This is a genomic window from Streptomyces sp. SudanB25_2051, assembly GCF_964272635.1.
GTDB lineage: Bacteria > Actinomycetota > Actinomycetes > Streptomycetales > Streptomycetaceae > Streptomyces.
The window spans coordinates 4,266,299-4,283,736 of sequence record NZ_OZ186787.1 but is presented as its reverse complement, the minus strand read 5'-3'; the positions used below and the strand labels follow the sequence as shown (position 1 = coordinate 4,283,736).

Sequence of the window (17,438 nt, the reverse complement as noted above, 5' to 3'; positions counted from 1 at the left end):
ACCCACCAGGGACATCCCCGCCACTAGGAGAGCGTGTGCTCACTGTCGGTGACCAGTTCCCCACGTACGACCTGACCGCCTGTGTGTCGCTCGAGAGCGGCAAGGAGTTCGCGCAGATCGACCACAAGTCCTACGAGGGCAAGTGGCGCGTGGTGTTCTTCTGGCCGAAGGACTTCACCTTCGTGTGCCCGACCGAGATCGCCGCGTTCGGCAAGCTGAACGACGAGTTCGCGGACCGCGACGCCCAGATCCTCGGCGTCTCGGGCGACTCGGAGTTCGTCCACCACGCCTGGCGCAAGGACCACGCCGACCTGCGTGACCTGCCCTTCCCGATGCTCGCCGACTCCAAGCACGAGCTGATGCGGGCGTGCGGCGTCGAGGGCGAGGACGGCTTCGCGCAGCGCGCCGTCTTCATCGTCGACCCGAACAACGAGATCCAGTTCGTCATGGTGACCGCCGGCTCCGTCGGCCGTAACCCCAAGGAGGTCCTGCGGGTCCTGGACGCCCTGCAGACCGACGAGCTGTGCCCGTGCAACTGGACCAAGGGCGAGGACACCCTCGACCCGGTCAAGCTGCTGGCCGGCGAGTAACCAACCGGAACGAGTGAATCACCATGTCTCTTGACGCCCTGAAGTCCGCCATCCCGGACTACGCGAAGGACCTGAAGCTGAACCTCGGCTCGGTCATCGGCAACAGCGACCTGCCGCAGCAGCAGCTGTGGGGCACCGTCCTGGCGTGCGCGATCGCCTCGCGCTCCCCGAAGGTGCTGGCGGAGCTGGAGCCGGAGGCGAGGGAGAACCTCAAGCCCGAGGCGTACGAGGCGGCCAAGTCGGCCGCCGCCATCATGGCGATGAACAACGTCTTCTACCGGACGCGCCACCTCCTCTCCGACCCGGAGTACGGCACGATGCGCGCCGGTCTGCGGATGAACGTCATCGGCAACCCGGGCGTGGAGAAGGTCGACTTCGAGCTGTGGTCGCTCGCCGTCTCCGCGATCAACGGCTGCGGCCAGTGCCTCGACTCGCACGAGCAGGTGCTGCGCAAGGCCGGCATGGAGCGCGACACAATCCAGGAGGCGTTCAAGATCGCCGCGGTGATCCAGGCGGTCGGCGCGACGCTGGACGCGGAAGCGGTCCTGTCCGCCGCCGAGTAATCGGCCGGCCCGGTACGACACGCCGAGGGGCCCCACCGGCATCCACTGCCGGTGGGGCCCCGTCGCGTCTCCACACGCCCCGGACGGCCGGGGCGCCCCGCGGCTACCGGGACTCGGACGTGGGGGTCGTCGGCAGGCCCCGCGGCGGGGCCGCCTTCAGGCGCTCCAGCAGCTCCCGGGCGTCCTCGACCAGGAACTCCTTCACCCCGTCGAGCGGCGCGTGCGTCGACTCGCCGGGCGGGGGCCCCGTGTCGTCGATGTACTCGCCGACCGTGCTGACCGACAGCGCGAGCACGACCGGCCCGTCCAGGACGTAGAGATCGGCGTACGTGCCGCCGCTGACGCTGAAGTACGCCTTCTCGCCCAGCCCCGGCACCAGCTCCGGGACCGGCTCGTCCGGCATGGCGGCCTCGCGGTGCCGCGCCTCGAACTCGGGCCCCGGGTCGGTCTTCCGGTGCAGTTCGTAGCGGAGGCTCGCCTCGTACCCGGTCGGGGGCTCGCCCAGGTGGACCGTGCAGTACGAGCGGTCGAGCGCCGGATGGCTGAACGCCTGCGCGTCCATGGTGGCGCCGCGCTTGCCGAGCGCGGTGACCAGCGCCGACAGCGGCGCCTCCGCGCACAGGGACGGCGCCGCCCGGTAGCCGCCGAGGTCCGGGTCGCCGGTGCGGTACGCGGCGAGGCCGGCCGCCCACAGCGCGGACGCGGCCAGTGCCCCGCCGAGCGCCCACATCCAGGGCCGCCGGTAGCGCGACCAGCGCGTCCCGCCCGCCGGGGCGCCGCCCTCGGGGCCGTACGGGCCGTCCCCGCAGCGGCCGCCGCCGAAGCCGTGCGGGGTGCCGTCGCCGCCCGGCCCGTGCGGGTCTGGCCCGCCGGGGCGCAGGGGGTCGCCGGCGTCGTCGAGGAGTTCGGGTTCGGATATCACGCGGTCCCCGGCCGTCCGGTTCCGCCGCCGCCCGGCTCGCCGCCGGGTTCCGTGCCGCCCTCGGCGGGGCCGACCACCGGCACCGTGGCGAGCCGGCGCAGCACCTGTTCCTCGCTGTACGCGCGGAGGTAGCCGACGACCGTGTTGGTGACGGCGACCAGGGGGACCGCGACGACCGCGCCGCCGATGCCCGCGACGAGCCCGCCGGCCGCGACCGTCAGCACGACGGCCAGCGGGTGCACCCGCACGGCCCGGCCGAGGATGAACGGCTGGAGCACATGCCCCTCGATCTGCTGCACGGCGAGCACCACGAGCAACACCATCAGGGCCGTGAACACCCCGTTGGTCACGAGCGCGACGACGACGGCGAGGGCGCCGGAGATGACCGCGCCGACCAGCGGGATGAAGGCGAAGAGGAAGATGAACACGCCCAGCGGGACGGCGAGCGGCACGTCGAGGAAGTAGATCCCGAGCCCGATGAAGATCGCGTCGATCATCGCGACGATCACCGTGCCCCGCACATACGCGGTGAGGGTGCGCCAGGCGCGCGGTCCGGCGCCGGCCACGCCCGGCCTGGCCTGGGCGGGCACCAGCTTGAGGAACCACTGCCAGACCTTCTTCCCGTCGTAGAGCAGGAAGAGGGTCGAGAACATCGCGAGCAGTATCCCGGTCATCACCTCGACCACGACGGTGACGCCGGTGAGGCCGGCGGAGGTGATCTCCTCGGTGTTGGTGCCGATGGTGTCGCTGAGGTTCTTCGCGATGTCGTTGATCTGGCTCTCGGTCACATGGAAGGGGCTGTCGAGCGCCCAGCGCTTCAGCTCCTCGATGCCGTCCCGCACCCGCGCGGAGACATTGCCGAGGTTGTCCATCACCTGCCAGACGACGAACCAGCCGACGAGGCCCATGATGACGAAGCCGGTGACGGCGGTGAGGGCCGTGGCGAGCCCGCGCGGCAGTCCGAGCCGCTTGAGCCGGCCGACGGTCGGCTGGAGCAGGGCGGTGATGAGCAGCGCGGCGACGAAGGCCAGCACGACCAGCTGCACCGCGCTGATGATCTTCATGATCACCCAGAGCGTGCCCGCGAGGACGAGCAGCCGCCAGCCGGCCTCGGCGGCGACGCGCATCCCCCAGGGGACGGCGGCCGCGGGGTCGGGCCGGGCGGCGACGGCCGGGGCGTACGCGGGGGGCGCGGGCACGATGTCGGGGCCCGCGGGACCGGGCACGGCGGCGGACGGCTTGTCCGGGGGCACGCCGTCCGGGGCGTCGGGCTCCGCCTCCGCCTGCGCGCGGCGCTCTTCGAGCCGCTGCCCCATCCGGCTCAGTCCGGCGCCCAGCCGGCCGATCCACCCTGGCACTCTCGACATGACCTTCCCTGCTCCCCCGCCCTGCCCCCACTTCCGGCTTCCCGACCGTACACGCACGAAGCCCCTCACCGTAGGACGGCGAGGGGCTCCGCGAAGTTGAGCGCCGCTGTCAGTACCAGTGGTTGGCCTGCCAGAACGACCAGGCGCCGCAGGGGCTGCCGTAGCGCTCGTTCATGTAGTTGAGGCCCCACTTGATCTGGGTGGCCGGGTTGGTCTGCCAGTCGGCGCCCGCGGAGGCCATCTTGGACCCGGGGAGCGCCTGGACCAGGCCGTACGCGCCCGAAGAGGGGTTCTGCGCCCGGTAGTTCCAGCTGGACTCGTGGTCCACGATGTTGCTGAAGCACTGGAACTGGTCGCCCGGCACCATCTGGCGGGCCATGGCCTGCACTTCGGCGACGGTGTACGACGACTGGGCGGCGAAGCTCGACGCGTCGCGGACGGCGTCGCGGCTGGCGCGCTCGCGTGCCTCCCGCTCCTCGCGCTCCTTCTCGGCCTTCTCCTCCGCGGCGGCCTTCTTCGCCTCGGCGTCCTTGGCGGCCTGGCGGCGCGCGTCCTCCCAGGCGGCCTGCTGCGCGGCGGTGTCGGCCGCGGCGGCCTGCGCCTCGGCCTGCTGCGTCAGCGAGGCGACTTGGACCTGCGCCTGCTGGCCTGCGGGTATGTCGGCGAGGAGGGTCGTGTCGGCGGCGGTCGCCTCGAACTTCTCCGGCTGCGCCGCCTGCGGGTTGCCCGCGGCGACACCGACGACGGCGCCGACAGTGGTGACCGCGGTGGCCGACGCCACCGCGAATCCCCGGACCGAGATCCGGCTCACACGGTTTCCTTCCAGCATCGCCCGCACGGGTGACCTCGCGGGCGCGATCGTGCCCCTGGCACTGGTCCCCCACTGCTCAGGTCACGGGGGACGCGGGCCCGGTGGGCAACTCCCCTCGGGGAGCGCCGCGTGGTGCTCGGGCGGCATACGGCGTACGTCTGTTGAGTTGTGCTGCCACGGGTCCGTGAGGATGTGGCTGTGCCGTATGCGGGGCCTGACGGAAGCAAGACTCTAGCGGGAAGGCGTCAACGCAAGGCAATTCCTCGCCGCGTGGGAAAGCTCACACCCCGTTGGCCCCAGAAGTTTCGGTGAAAGAGGCGCGCGAAAAGGCGCCGCCCGGCTAAGCTCTCGCGCTTCGCCGGGCGGCGCCCCTGGAGTCCAACTCCGCAGGGGGTGTTATGGGTGGCGTTGGGTCAGTTCGACCGGCACCCGACTTTCACTTTCCTCCACACCCCAGGGCATTCCGGTCAGATCTCCCCCATACCTCGATCAGATGTGGACGTCTTCGAGCATTTCGGTCACCAGTGCGGCGATCTGGGACCGCTCGGACCGGGCGAGCGTGACGTGCGCGAACAGCGGATGCCCCTTCAGCTTCTCGACGACGGCGACGATCCCGTCGTACCGGCCCACCCGGAGGTTGTCCCGCTGGGCCACGTCATGCGTGAGGACGACCCGGGAATTGGCCCCGATCCGGGACAACACGGTCAGCAGGACGTTCCGTTCGAGGGACTGCGCCTCGTCGACGATCACGAACGCGTCGTGCAGGGAGCGGCCGCGGATGTGGGTCAGCGGCAGGACCTCCAGCATGTCGCGCGCCGTGATCTCCTCGATGACCTCGCGCGACGTCACCGCGGACAGCGTGTCGTAGACCGCCTGCGCCCACGGGTTCATCTTCTCGGCCTCGGTGCCCGGCAGATAGCCCAGCTCCTGCCCGCCCACCGCGTACAGCGGCCGGAAGACCATCACCTTCTGGTGCTGGCGGCGCTCCAGCACGGCTTCGAGGCCGGCGCACAGCGCGAGCGCCGACTTGCCGGTGCCCGCCCGCCCGCCGAGCGACACGATGCCCACGTCCGGGTCGAGCAGCAGGTCCAGGGCGATGCGCTGCTCGGCGCTGCGGCCCCGGATGCCGAACGCCTCCCGGTCGCCGCGCACCAGCCGCACGGACCCGTCGGAGGTGACCCGGCCGAGCGCCTTGCCGCGCTCGGACTGCAGGACGAGGCCGGTGTGCACGGGCAGGTCGGCCGCGTCGGGCACGTACAGGGTCTCCTCGGTGTAGAGGAGGTCGACCTGCTCGGCGGAGAGCTGCACCTCGCACATGCCGGTCCAGCCGGAGTCGGTGATGGCCAGCTCGGCGCGGTACTCCTCGGCGAGGAGGCCCACGGAGGACGCCTTGATGCGGAGCGGCAGGTCCTTGGAGACGACCGTGACGTCGTACCCCTCCGCCTGGAGGTTGCGGGCCACGGCGAGGATCCGCGAGTCGTTGTCCCCGAGGCGGTAGCCGGCCGGGAGGAGGCCCGGGTCCGAGTGGTTGAGCTCCACGCGCAGGGTTCCGCCCAGGTCCCCCACGGTGACGGGCGCGTCGAGCCGTCCGTAGCGGACGCGCAGGTCGTCCAGGAGGCGCAGCGCCTGTCGGGCGAAGTAGCCGAGCTCCGGGTGGTGCCTCTTGGCCTCCAGTTCCGTCACCACGACGACGGGCAGCACGACCTCGTGCTCCTCGAAGCGGGTCAGGGCGTTGGGGTCGGCCAGCAGGACGCTGGTGTCGAGTACATAGGTGCGCCGGTCGTCGGGACGGCGCTTAGTGCTGGTCACCACGGAAGGACAGACCCCCTCTTATAGAGGCGCGTGAGGTCGGGGTGCGGCGGCCGCGACAGCTGCGGCAACTGCGGCGCCGCGATGGGGCGGGCCGGGATCGGGCCTCGGTGCACGGGCCGCGACTCCGGCCCACCGGTTCGTCCGCCCACCTGGGGTGTGCGGTGGTCCTGGCGCAAAGGGCCTCCCGGGCGAGCGGGCTCCGTACCGCTCACTCGCAAGGGATATGCCCCCGTTGCCACCGCGCCATGCCCGCGGGGCACTGGCATATGACAGCCCGTCGGGGAGCGCGGCGGACCCCGGACGCGCGCGAGCCGGGCCGCGTCGTCGGCGGCCCGGCTCGGGAGCGGGTGGCGGGGCGGGGCCCCTGTGCGTCAGGTGCCGTAGCGGCGGTGGCGTGCGGCGTAGTCGCGCAGCGCCCGCAGGAAGTCGACCTTGCGGAAGGCCGGCCAGTGCACCTCGCAGAAGTAGTACTCGGAGTGCGCGGACTGCCAGAGCATGAAGCCGGACAGCCGCTGCTCGCCGCTGGTGCGGATGACCAGGTCGGGGTCGGGCTGGCCGCGCGTGTAGAGGTGCTCGGAGATCAGGTCGATGTCGACGATCTCGGCGAGCTCCTCGAACGTCGTGCCCTTCTCGGCGTGCTCCAGGAGCAGCGAGCGGACCGCGTCGGCGATCTCCTGGCGGCCGCCGTAGCCGACGGCGACGTTGACGAGTATCCCGTCGATGTGCCGCGTCGACTCCTCGGCCTCCTTGAGGACCGCCTGGGTGCGGGCGGGCAGCAGGTCGAGCGTGCCGACGTGGTGGACGCGCCAGCGGCCGTCGGCGGCGATGGTGCGCACCGCGTCCTCGATGATGCCGAGGAGCGGGACGAGCTGCTCCTCGGGGCGGTTGAGGTTGTCGGTCGACAGCATCCAGAGCGTGACGACCTCGACGTCCGTCTCGGTGCACCAGCCGAGCATTTCCATGATCTTGCTGGCGCCGGCCTTGTGGCCCTGCTCGGGCGTGCCGCCGGACGCCTTCGCCCAGCGGCGGTTGCCGTCGAGGATGACGCCGATGTGCTTGGGCACCTGGGCGTGGTCGAGGCGGCCCTCCACCCGGCGCGCGTAGAGCCTGTACACCAGGTCGCGCAAGTTCACCGATCTCACCTCTCGCATACGGGACACAGCGGCCGTCCCCGAGCCCGCCACATTACTGCGCGCTACGGGCGACGGCCCAACCCGGTGTGTCACAACTCCGTGATAGGGAGAAAGGCATGTCCGCATCCCCTCTCTACCGCGCAGCCGACGACCGGTACGACTCCATGGAGTACCGCAGGACCGGCCGCAGCGGCCTCAAGCTCCCCGCCGTCTCCCTGGGCCTCTGGCACAACTTCGGCGACGACCGCACGCTGGAGTCCCAGCGGGCCATCCTGCGCCGGGCGTTCGACCTCGGCGTCACCCACTTCGACCTGGCGAACAACTACGGTCCGCCGCCCGGCTCCGCCGAGGTGAACTTCGGCCGGCACCTCACGCAGGACTTCCGTCCGTACCGGGACGAGCTGGTCATCTCGACCAAGGCGGGGTACCTCATGCACCCCGGCCCGTACGGCGAGTGGGGCTCCCGCAAGTATCTGCTGTCCTCGCTCGACGCCTCGCTGAAGCGGATGGGCCTGGAGTACGTCGACATCTTCTACTCGCACCGCTTCGACCGGAACACCCCGCTCGAGGAGACGATGGGCGCGCTGGCCTCCGCCGTCCAGCAGGGCAAGGCGCTGTACGTGGGCGTCTCCTCGTACAGCAGCGAGCAGACCGCCGAGGCGGCGCGGCTGCTGCGGGAGATGGGCGTCCCGGCCCTGATCCACCAGCCGTCATACTCGATGATCAACCGCTGGACCGAGGAGGACGGCCTCCTCGACACCCTGGAGGCCGAGGGCATGGGCTGCATCGCCTTCGCGCCGCTGGCCCAGGGCATGCTCACCGACAAGTACCTGAACGGCATCCCCGAGGGTTCCCGCGCGTCGCTGGGCAAGTCGCTGGACCCCGGCCTGATCTCCGACGACGTCGTCCGGCGGCTGCGCGGCCTGGACGCGATCGCGCGCCGGCGCGGCCAGTCGCTGGCGCAGCTGGCCCTGACCTGGGTGCTGCGCGACGAGCGGATGACGTCGGCGCTCATCGGCGCGTCGAGCGTGGCGCAGCTGGAGCAGAACGTCGCCGCGCTGAGCGGGCCCCCGCTGACGGAGGAGGAGCTGCGGGAGATCGACTCGTTCGCCGTGGACACGGCCGGGGTCAACATCTGGGCCGCCCGCAGCTGACCGGTCCGGGACAGGCCCCGGCGGGGAAGGAAAACGGGCCGGTCCGTGGGGGGGGATACGGACCGGCCCGAGGGGGGGTTTCCACCATAACCCTTCGTAAGGGCGGATGGGTGCCAAGACATGCCGTCGCTACGCTCCGGAAACGCGGGACTGCGCTGCGGCGTGCTCCCCGCCTGCGCGGCCTCCCCCCGACTGCCCGGCACTGTCCTCCGCAGGGGTGACCCGGCGGGCCGGGCGCCCGGTTGACGCTCGCGGCCCTACGGCGCCGGGAGCGCGCCGACGAGGAGGCCCAGGACGGCCCCGGCGATCATGAAGGGGCCGAACGGGATGGCGCTCCGGCGGGTGGCGCGGCGGCGCAGGACCAGGAACAGGCCGTACGCGGCCCCCAGCGCGAAGCCCGCGAACGCGCCGAGCAGCAGGACCGGCCAGCCGTACCAGCCGAGCGCCGCGCCCAGCGGCAGGGCGAGCTTCACATCGCCGAAGCCCATGCCGTTGGGGTTGACCAGGAACAGCACCAGATAGGCGCCGCCCAGCGCGAGCGCGCCCAGCAGGGACAGCCGCCACGACCCGGCGTGGCCGGGCAGCAGCGCCGCGGCGCCCAGCAGAAGCGGGACGCCGACGGCGAGCGGCAGGGTCAGATGGTCGGGCAACCGGTGGACGCGCCGGTCCACGGCGGCCAGGAGCAGCGCGAACGGCGCCAGCAGCAGCCACACCGCGAGCTCCGGCCGCCACCCGGAGGCCCCGAGCGTCCAGGCCGCCCCCGCACCGGCCGCCCCGGTCGCGGCTGGCCCCGCCCCTGCCGCTCCCGGGCCCACCGCTCCCGCGCCCGTCGCCGCTGCGAGCAGCGCGCACGCGACGGCCCCGGCGAGCGGCGCGGCGGCGAGGAGCGGGACGCGGTCGCGTTCCGGCCGGGCGCAGGCGGCGCAGTGCGCGGGGCCCAGCCAGCCGCGCGGTCCGGGGGCGTAGGGGTGCCCGGCGGGGCAGGCGTCGCGCCAGGGCTCGTCCGGCTCGACGGCCAGCCGGTGCGCGGCGCGCCGTACGAGCAGCCCCGCGGCGGCGCCCCACAGGGCGGCGGCGGCGATCAGCGTGGCGTACACACGCCGACCCTAGAAGGACGCGGGCCGCTCGCCTATGGGCACGGGCGTACGGGCATCCGCCGGAACCCCGGCGGCGGGGCGGTCGGTGGGCCTACCGTGCCGGTATGGGATGGCGGAACGGGACGGGCGTGCTGCGGGTGGAGGACGGGAGCGGTGTGCAGGGGGCCGCGGGTGCGCCCGGGGCCGGGGCCGGGGGTTCGGCCGGGGCCGGGGGTGGCGGGGTGCCGGGGGTCGGGGGTGGCGGGGTGCCGGGGGCCGGGGGTGGCGGGGTGGCCGTTCCGGTGGAGATCGCGGCCTCGTACCGTGCGCGGGCGCGCGGGCTGCTGGGGCGGGACGGGATCGACGGGGCGATGCTGCTGACGCCGTGCGCGAGCGTCCACACCTTCCGGATGCGGTTCGCGATCGACGTGGCCTACCTCGACCGCGACCTGCGGGTCCTCGCCGTCGTGCCGGGGATGCGGCCCGGACGGCTGGGGCTCCCCCGGCCGCGGGCCCGCCATGTGCTGGAGGCCGGGGCCGGGGCGATGGAGCGGTGGGGCATCCGGCGCGGGGTCCGGCTGGTGGTGGACGCGCCGGTCACGGGGGGCCCGGGCCGAGCAGCGTGAACGCCCCGTACGCGGCGGACGCCGACGCCAGGACGGCGAGGACGGTCGCGGCGTACCGGACGCGCAGCCTCAGCAGGGCCACGGCCGCGGGCAGCAGCAGCGGGAACGCGGGCATGATCAGGCGCGGCCGGGAGCCGAAGTACGCGGCGCCGACCAGGGACACCGCGACGACGGCGAGCGTGTAGACGAGGACCGGGAGCGGCTGCCGCTGCCGTACGCACAGCCACACCGCCCAGCCGAGCACCGCGAACGCCGCCAGCAGGCCCGCCCCGGCGAGCGGCTGCGGCCCGGTGAGGTGGCCCGCGACGAACCGGGCGAGGGCGACGCCCCCGTCGATGCTGTTCCCCCAGCCGGCCTGGACGTCGAAGTACGCGGTGGGGCTGCCGGTGCGGACGGCGACGTACACGACGTACGACAGCCAGCCCAGCGGCGCGAGCAGCACCCCGGTGACCAGGCCGGGCGTGACGCGGCGGTCGCGGACGGCGGTGGCGAGCGCGGTGACGCCGAGCGCGGCGATCAGGGCGACGGCGGACGGCCGGGTGAGCCCGGCCAGCACCGCGAGGGAACCGGCGAGGACCCACCGGCCGCGCAGCACGGCGTACAGCGACCAGGCGGCGAAGGCGGTGAACAGGGTCTCCGTGTACGCCATGGACTGCACGAACGCCGTCGGGTACACGCCCCACAGCACGGCCAGGGCGATTCCGGCGCGCCGCCCCGCGAGGTGCGCGCCGACCGCGTGGATGCCCCAGGCGGCGGCGAGCGACGCGATCCAGGAGACGGCCAGCCCGGCGGGGGCGGCGCCGATGGGCAGCACGGCGGACAGGGCCCGCTCCAGGGCGGGGAACAGCGGGAAGAACGCCAGGTCGGAGTGGACGGCGCCGTCGGGGAGGGTGACCTCGTGGCCGTACCCGCGCTCGGCGATCCGGGCGTACCAGACGGCGTCCCAGCGGCCCGTCAGCCGGTGCCACGCGTCCTCGCCGCCCGCCGCGGCGGCCCCCAGGAGCACGGCGAGGCCGAGGAGGCGGGTGGCCGCGTACCCGAGCAGCGCCTGGGCGGCGCCCGACCGGACGAGGCGCGCGACCGGTCGGACGCCGCCCGGACGGGCGTCCGGGGCGGCGGCGTCGTCCGGGCGGGCGTCCGCGGGGCGGCGGGCGGCCGGGATCGCGGCTTCGTCCGGGCGGGCGTCCGCGGGGCGGCGGGCGGCCGGGATGACGGCTTCGTTGGGAGCGGCCGCCGGGGCGGGTGGGGCCGGTCGCTCCATGCGGTCCGTCCCGTCCATGCGGTCCGTCCCGTCCATCCGGTCCGTCCCGTCCATCCGGTCCGTCCCGTCCATCCGGTCCGTTCGGTCCAAGGGCATCGGCCGATTATGTCCGCCGCCCGGACGGCGCCGGTCCGAATCGGTCAGGACAGCGGTGTGAGGTACATCCCGGTCGGGCCGGAGCCGGGGGTGTTGCGGCAGCCGTGGTGCCCGGTCGGCTTGGCGAGGAGGAGGCCGAGGCAGCGGCTCTGGCCGAGCTGCCCGTAGTGGTTGGGGTGCATGGACTCCTGGACGGGGCCCTGGGTGCTGTCGCTGTCGATCCAGCGCGCCCACTCGCTGGTCGTCCCGGACGCCGGCTGGGTGGCGCTGACCAGGCGGCTGGCGGTGGCGCACACCTCGCGACCCTGGAGCATGTCGCGCAGATCCAGGAACTGGGCGCCCTTCGCGGTGGCGACGGCGCGCAGCCGGTTCGCGAGCTGCGGGACGAGGGAGTCGCGGGCCCAGTCGGAGTCCTTGTTCCAGAACGGGCAGCCGCCGGTGTTCACCCGGGACCAGCCGCTCTCGGAGTACCGGTTCTCGGGGCCGCGCGGGAGGGGCGAGGGGTACGACTGGAGGACGAGGCGGTACGAGGAGGGCGCCTGCCCGGCGGCGGACATCACGGCGCGGACGTCGTCGACGGTCCTGGCCACGTCGGCCATGACGGCGTCGATCCGGGAGTCGACCAGGACCTGCTGGTCGTCGTGGCAGTACGAGTACCAGACGATGTAGTCCTTGGCGCACTTCTCGATGATCGACGCGAAACCGAGGTCGTTGCCGCCGACGGAGAGGACGATCACCTCCACGTCGTGGCGGGCGGCGATGCCGGCGAGCTGGTCGGCCTGCGGCGCCTCGCCCTTGAAGGCGACGCCTCCGCTGGCCGCGCGCAGGACGTTGCGGGTGGTGGCACCGGAGCAGGCGAGGTTGAACAGGGCGTCAGCGGTGCCGGCCGCGCCGTTGACCTCGGCGGAGTCGGAGCGATGGCAACCGTTGGCGGCGGTGGCGCCATACACCCGGGCGGGGTCGTATGTGGTGCCGGTCCACGCCCGGTCGGTGCCGTCGCGGGAGCCGGCGTCGTTGAGGCTGTTGCCGCGCCATCGGCCGGCCTCGCCGGAGATATAGCTGTCGCCCATGGAGACCACGGCGGTCGGGAGCGGATCGGCGGCCTCGGCGGCGTACGCGGTGGACGTGGCGGTGGTGGCCGCGGCGCCGAGCAGCAGGGCGAGGGCACCACCCAGGAGACGACGGGCACGGCCGGCGGTGCGGAAGGCGGTGCGGGACGCGGGGGGTCTGCGGTGGGGGGCGGAGCGGAATCCGGGCACGGCGAACTCCATCGTTCGGCCACGCCGACGGGACGCGCGGGGCGCGCCCCATGGCGCTGTGGCGCATGGGTGAGGGTGGGGCCGCCGGCCGGTGGCATGCGGGAATTTCGCACGCGCCGAGTTATTACCGCTAGGTAGCGTCGGGTCTCTTTTCGGTCACGAACGGGGCGAATTGCGCAACGGGGCGCATCGATATTCGGCCGAGCGCGGGCGTGGCTGAGCGCGGTCGATGCGGGGCCGCTGGAACGACGACGGCGGGCACGGGGGCCTCACCACTCCCCCGGCCCGCCGTTTCGTCGGGTCGCGCGTGACCGTCGCCTAGGGGCCTGTCGGGAAGGAGACCTCGACGCGGCGGTTCTTGCGGCGGCCCTCCTCCGTGCTGTTGTCCGCGATCGGGTACTGCTCGCCGTAGCCGCGGATCTCGTACGTGATGTTCTGCCCGGCCAGCAGCGGCGAGAGCACCCCGTGCACGGCGTCGGCGCGCTGCTTGGACAGCACGTCGCCGTGCGCGGCGGACCCGAGGTTGTCGGTGAAGCCGAACACCCGGATCTTCGTGGCGTTCTGCTTCTTGATCTCCTCGGCGATGGCCGCGATGCGGGAGTTCGCCTCGGGCGTCAGCTTCGCGCTGTCCTTACCGAACAGCACCTCGGCCTGGAGCGCGAACTTCAGATTGGTGCTGGTCTCCTCGCGGCGCTCCTCACCGCCCTCGACTCCACGATGGAGACGATCGGCAACACCTTGGCGGCGGCGAGCGTGGCGCCCTCGCGCATCTTCAGGCCCGGCGCGTTCGGGTCGATCTCGGGCACCGGCGCGGACACCTCACTGCCCGGCGGCACCGCCCCGGGCGTCTCATCGGCCCGCGCGGCGGAGGGCGCGGTGAGGTGGACACCGGTGAGCAGGACCAGCGCGCCGAGGAGGCTGGTGACGGGACGTCGGGTGGGCGCTCGCATCACGAGATCTCGATGGTCGCGGTGGGCATGAGCGGCACTTGGATGTCGACCTGGGTGACGTTCGCGGGCGGCGCCGGGAACTGGGCGAAGACGGCGACCGACTTGCCGGCTTCGAGGCTCGTCACGCCTGTCGTCGTCAGCGGGTATCCCTCCGTGTCGCGGAGGACGTAGTAGCGCTTCTTCTCGGTCTTGTCCACGAGGGTGATCCCGGCGAAAGAAAGGCCGGTCCGCTTCACGTTGACCTCATTGCCGCTCCACTGCGACTTGGTGAGGAGCATCTGAGACGACGTGTTCTTGAGAGTGGCGGAAACGGTGAGGAAGCCCCCCGGATCGCGTACTGCGCTGTGGACGACGAACTGGAAGCCGTCGCCGCCGTCAAGGGTGGCCAGCGTCTTGCTCGTGTCCGGCGTAGAAGGGTCGGCCGCACCGCCCGTCGGCTTGTTCTGCTCGCCGGGTGCGGACGAGGCGTTGCCCGCGTTCTGGGGCGACTGCGTCGCGGCATCATTGCCGCCGTCACTCCCACAAGCGGACAGCACCGCCACGAGCACAGCGGCCGTCACGCCCGTGGCCGCACCGCGCGCTGTCGCGCCGCATCGCCTAGCCTTGAATGCCATTTCTCAGCGTTCCTTCGCGGTCAGTCCTCGGCCAGTCGTACCTCGAAGAGGTCGGACATGTCCGGGAGGTCTTCGGGATCGAGATCCACCTGCGTGCCCTCGCAGTCCAAGGACCCGGGGGACGGCTTCTCCTCGTCAGAGGGCTCGTCGGTGGCGGGGTCGTCAGCCGGCGGTTCATCGGTGGCCGGTTCCTCTGCGGACGGTTCCTCCGCGGCTTCGAAGGAGCATCGGGGCACGACCACCGCCGTCGCCGTCGCCGTCGCGTGCTCACTCTCCGTTCCGGGCAGGATGGTGTCCCCGACGGGCTTGGTCGAACGGACGGTCACCTGGAAACCCCACCGGCCGTCGCCGAGCGACGAGCAGCCGGTGACGCTGGCCCCGTTGCGCGCGGCGTACGCGTGGCTCGCCCCGCAGCCGTCCTCGCCCGTGAGCACCCCGTCGAAGAGGTCGCCCCAGCCGGTGGGATCGAGTCCGTCCAGCGAGAACCGGTCCCTGGACTCCTTGGCCGCCGCCAGGGCAGCGGCGTCGGCCGCCGACTGCGCTCCGTTGCGCGTGGCGCCCGCCTGGCCGACCGCGAAGAACGCGAGCGCGAGAAAGAGCAGGCTCACCACCATGAAGATGTACAGGGGGGACGCCTGCCCTCGGTCACCTCTGCCGCGTTCGGGGCCGGTCAGCCGCCACCGATCACCTTGGCCACCTGGGCCCGCAGTCCGTTGGCGATGGTGTCGCCGATCCCCGACCCCACCAACGCCACGATGATCACCCCCACCAGAATGATCACCCCCACATACTCCACCGCCCCCTGCCCGCGGTCGCCGTGGCGTTTCAGGGCGGTGGTCGTGGTGTTCGCCCAGGTGCCCACGTACACCTTGGCCTGAGTCAGGGCCTTCAGTGCGAGGTTCGACATGGCGGTCCCCTCCGGGATCGGGATGGTACGGGTCTTCGGCGCCGGGTGCGTGTGGTGCGGGGGGTGCCCCGGCGGTCACGCGGGTCGGTGCGTGGCCGTACTCAGGGTGAGCCCCCTTCATGATGGGCCTCAAGGGGCGTTCATGGGCGGGAATCGGCAACTGGGGTCCGAATCCGTGGTCGGCCATGGCTGTCGCGCCCCCCGTCGTTCCCTTGGTCCGCCGTTGACTCGGCAACGAATGTCCCACATCCGCTTGCGGAAGCGAAGCCTCTTCCGCACATTCGGCCGAGTCGGGTACGCGCGGATTCCCTCGGGCGCGCAAGGGATCTGACGGGGTGTCCGCAGCGGGGGACGGGCCCCGGGCGTATGCGGTTGCAGACGGCTGCCGCGCGCGTGTCCCGGTGTTCACCGCTACCCGCCCAGCAGGTCGGCCAGGTCGACGCCGGAGCCGTAGTAGAAGCTCAGCGCGATCAGGATCATCGTCGCGGGCAGCATCACCAGCGTCACGACGAGGGTCGTCTTCGGGACGGCCTTCGCGGCGGCGCGGCGGGCGTTCTGGGCGTCGGTGCGGCGCATGTCGTTGGCGATCTGGATGAGCGTGTCCACGATCGGCGCACCCAGTTCCTCGCCCTGCTGGAGCGCGGTGACGAACATCGACACCTGCTCCGAGGCGTTGCGCCGGCGCAGCTGGTCGAAGGCCTCGCGGCGGCTGACGCCCATGTCCATCTGGCGCAGGGTGATGCGCAGTTCGTCGGCCCACGGGCCGGAGTACCTCTCCGCGACGCGCTCCAGCGCCTGCCGGAAGCCCAGCCCGGCGGAGACGACGACGGCGAGGACGTCCAGGAAGTCCGGGAGGGTGCGTTCGATGTCGTCCCTGCGGCGCCGGATGGCGAGGCGCAGCAGGACGTCCGTCCACGTCAGGCCGTACGCGAGGACGACGACCGCGACGACCGGCTGGCCGCGCAGCAGCATCGCCAGCGCGGCGGCCACGCCGAGGGCGCCGTACACGGCCCGCCGGGCGGCGTACCGGTCGACGGTGAGGCCGCCCGGGTTGCCCGCCATGTCGAGGCGGCGGCGCAGGGCGTCGACGCGCCGGGGGCCCATCAGGCGCAGCACGGCCGGCGCCCAGCGCATGCCGAGCCGGTCGACGCCGGAGCCGACGGCGGTGGTGCGGGTGGCGCCGACCTCCAGGGCGACGGCGAGGTCGCCGGGGAGCTGCGCCTCGGCGCGGTAGAGGCGTACGCCGTGGAAGACGCCGTACACGGCGAGACCGGTCAGGGCGGCCAACAGCAGAACCATGGTGTCCCCCGCCCCTTCAGACCCGGACCCGGGAGAGCCGGCGGATCATCACGAAACCGGCCGTGTACAGGGCGAACGCGATGAGTGATCCGGCCTGGCCGGCGAACGAGCCGGTCATCTTGTCCAGCGCCCCCGGGTTCATGCCGTTGATCATGAGGAGGAAGCCGAGGCCGAGGAGCGGCAGGGCGAACGCGGTGACCTTCACCTGGGAGAGCAGGGTGGTCACCTCGCGGCGGGTCTCCTTGCGCTCGTCGAGGGTGCCGGTGAGGTTGCGCAGCGAGCCGACGACCTGGCCGCCGGCCCGGTTGGACAGGACGAGGGTGGTGACGAGGACGACCAGTTCGCGGGAGGGAAGCCGTTCGGCGAGGTCGCCGAGCGCGTCGTCCAGGGTGCGGCCGACGGCGAGCTGGTCGGCGACCTTGCGGAGCTCCTCGCCCGCGGGGTCGTCGAGTTCGTCGGCGGCCATGGAGATGGCGGTGCGCAGGGCGAGTCCGGCCTGTGTGGCGTTGGCGAGGACGCGGGTCAGCTCGGGCAGCTGGTTGATGAACGCCTCGGTACGGCGCTGCCGCTGCCAGTTGAGGAACGCGTCGGCGCCCCACACCCCGGCGAGGACGGCGAGGACCCCGAAGAACGGCGCGAACACGGCGGCGGCCGCGGCGTACAGGGCGAGCAGGCCCCCGAGGGCGTACACGGTGTACTCGGCGGGGGTGAGGTCCAGGCCGGTGACGGCCAGTTTCCGCTCGACGCGGCGGCCGTACCGGGTGCGGCGCAGCCTGCGGTCGAGTGCGGGGAACCGGCGGCCGCGCCCGGCGAGGGGGACGGGTCCCGTCTGGGTCATCCGTGCCACGAGCGCCTTCTGCTGCGCCCTGCCCGCGGCGTAGGCGTGCACGCCCAGGACGGCGAGGAAGCCGGCCAGGAGGGTGACGCCGAGCGTCAGGAGCGGGAGGTTGTCCATCGTGTCGTCTGTCCGTCGATTCCGGTCCGGAGGGGTGCGGGGG

The 17,438-nt window shown here is 72.8% G+C and carries 17 protein-coding genes and 1 pseudogene; 4 read left to right on the top strand and 14 right to left on the bottom strand.

Features of this window, described 5'->3' with window-relative positions; translation table 11 throughout:
* The first annotated feature begins 35 nt into the window (after positions 1 to 35).
* Both ACSUPT_RS19410 and ACSUPT_RS19405 read left to right on the top strand, forming a co-directional pair.
* Positions 36 to 590 carry a peroxiredoxin gene (locus ACSUPT_RS19410; protein WP_351968377.1) on the top strand — a complete coding sequence of 185 codons (555 nt, stop codon included), beginning with the start codon at positions 36 to 38 and terminating at the stop codon, positions 588 to 590.
* 23 nt (positions 591 to 613) lie between these two features.
* Positions 614 to 1,153 carry an alkyl hydroperoxide reductase gene (locus tag ACSUPT_RS19405; protein ID WP_023586776.1) on the top strand — a complete coding sequence of 180 codons (540 nt, stop codon included), beginning with the start codon at positions 614 to 616 and terminating at the stop codon, positions 1,151 to 1,153.
* A 103-nt stretch (positions 1,154 to 1,256) separates the two neighbouring features.
* Here the strand turns inward: ACSUPT_RS19405 and ACSUPT_RS19400 are convergent, their stop codons facing one another.
* The 5 genes from ACSUPT_RS19400 to ACSUPT_RS19380 form a co-directional block, all read right to left on the bottom strand.
* Entirely contained in the window at positions 1,257 to 2,075 is an 819-nt protein-coding gene (locus tag ACSUPT_RS19400; protein ID WP_436945099.1) for a hypothetical protein, read from the bottom strand.
* On the bottom strand, positions 2,072 to 3,442 hold the full coding sequence (locus ACSUPT_RS19395) for an AI-2E family transporter (protein ID WP_351968379.1): 1,371 nt from the start codon (positions 3,440 to 3,442) through the stop codon (positions 2,072 to 2,074). The genes ACSUPT_RS19400 and ACSUPT_RS19395 overlap by 4 nt, the downstream gene beginning before the upstream one ends.
* Before the next feature lie 109 nt (positions 3,443 to 3,551).
* Positions 3,552 to 4,253 (bottom strand): transglycosylase SLT domain-containing protein, encoded by a 702-nt coding sequence (locus tag ACSUPT_RS19390; protein WP_351968380.1) that lies wholly within the window; start codon positions 4,251 to 4,253, stop codon positions 3,552 to 3,554.
* Positions 4,254 to 4,742: 489 nt separating this feature from the next.
* Positions 4,743 to 6,065 carry a PhoH family protein gene (locus ACSUPT_RS19385; protein ID WP_351968381.1) on the bottom strand — a complete coding sequence of 441 codons (1,323 nt, stop codon included), beginning with the start codon at positions 6,063 to 6,065 and terminating at the stop codon, positions 4,743 to 4,745.
* A gap of 371 nt (positions 6,066 to 6,436) precedes the next feature.
* Positions 6,437 to 7,198 (bottom strand): isoprenyl transferase, encoded by a 762-nt coding sequence (locus ACSUPT_RS19380; RefSeq protein WP_351968382.1) that lies wholly within the window; start codon positions 7,196 to 7,198, stop codon positions 6,437 to 6,439.
* A 116-nt stretch (positions 7,199 to 7,314) separates the two neighbouring features.
* On the opposite strand from ACSUPT_RS19380, the gene mgrA reads away from it, so the two are divergent.
* Positions 7,315 to 8,352: an L-glyceraldehyde 3-phosphate reductase gene (gene mgrA / locus ACSUPT_RS19375; RefSeq protein WP_436945097.1), complete on the top strand. Its 1,038-nt coding sequence runs from the start codon at positions 7,315 to 7,317 to the stop codon at positions 8,350 to 8,352.
* Positions 8,353 to 8,609: 257 nt separating this feature from the next.
* Here the strand turns inward: mgrA and ACSUPT_RS19370 are convergent, their stop codons facing one another.
* On the bottom strand, positions 8,610 to 9,449 hold the full coding sequence (locus tag ACSUPT_RS19370) for a prepilin peptidase (protein WP_436945096.1): 840 nt from the start codon (positions 9,447 to 9,449) through the stop codon (positions 8,610 to 8,612).
* A gap of 269 nt (positions 9,450 to 9,718) precedes the next feature.
* On the opposite strand from ACSUPT_RS19370, the gene ACSUPT_RS19365 reads away from it, so the two are divergent.
* Positions 9,719 to 10,054: a DUF192 domain-containing protein gene (locus ACSUPT_RS19365; RefSeq protein WP_404144412.1), complete on the top strand. Its 336-nt coding sequence runs from the start codon at positions 9,719 to 9,721 to the stop codon at positions 10,052 to 10,054.
* Here the strand turns inward: ACSUPT_RS19365 and ACSUPT_RS19360 are convergent.
* The 8 genes and pseudogenes from ACSUPT_RS19360 to ACSUPT_RS19325 form a co-directional block, all read right to left on the bottom strand.
* On the bottom strand, positions 10,026 to 11,411 hold the full coding sequence (locus tag ACSUPT_RS19360) for a hypothetical protein (RefSeq protein ID WP_436945095.1): 1,386 nt from the start codon (positions 11,409 to 11,411) through the stop codon (positions 10,026 to 10,028). The two genes, ACSUPT_RS19365 and ACSUPT_RS19360, sit on opposite strands and share 29 nt — an antisense overlap.
* A gap of 44 nt (positions 11,412 to 11,455) precedes the next feature.
* A complete protein-coding gene (locus ACSUPT_RS19355; RefSeq protein WP_436945094.1) occupies positions 11,456 to 12,670 on the bottom strand; it encodes a GDSL-type esterase/lipase family protein in 1,215 nt (404 codons plus the stop codon).
* A 318-nt stretch (positions 12,671 to 12,988) separates the two neighbouring features.
* A pseudogene (locus ACSUPT_RS19350) lies at positions 12,989 to 13,620 on the bottom strand (OmpA family protein).
* Entirely contained in the window at positions 13,620 to 14,234 is a 615-nt protein-coding gene (locus tag ACSUPT_RS19345) for a hypothetical protein (RefSeq protein ID WP_404144406.1), read from the bottom strand. Before ACSUPT_RS19345 ends, ACSUPT_RS19350 begins: the two are co-directional and overlap by 1 nt.
* A gap of 20 nt (positions 14,235 to 14,254) precedes the next feature.
* Positions 14,255 to 14,908, bottom strand: coding sequence for a pilus assembly protein TadG-related protein (locus ACSUPT_RS19340; RefSeq protein ID WP_404144685.1), 654 nt, complete (start codon positions 14,906 to 14,908; stop codon positions 14,255 to 14,257).
* A complete protein-coding gene (locus ACSUPT_RS19335) occupies positions 14,905 to 15,141 on the bottom strand; it encodes a hypothetical protein (protein ID WP_404144404.1) in 237 nt (78 codons plus the stop codon). Before ACSUPT_RS19335 ends, ACSUPT_RS19340 begins: the two co-directional genes overlap by 4 nt.
* A 411-nt stretch (positions 15,142 to 15,552) precedes the next feature.
* Entirely contained in the window at positions 15,553 to 16,440 is an 888-nt protein-coding gene (locus ACSUPT_RS19330) for a DUF5936 domain-containing protein (protein ID WP_436945092.1), read from the bottom strand.
* Positions 16,441 to 16,456: 16 nt separating this feature from the next.
* Positions 16,457 to 17,395, bottom strand: coding sequence for a type II secretion system F family protein (locus ACSUPT_RS19325; protein WP_436945090.1), 939 nt, complete (start codon positions 17,393 to 17,395; stop codon positions 16,457 to 16,459).
* Positions 17,396 to 17,438: the final 43 nt, after the last annotated feature.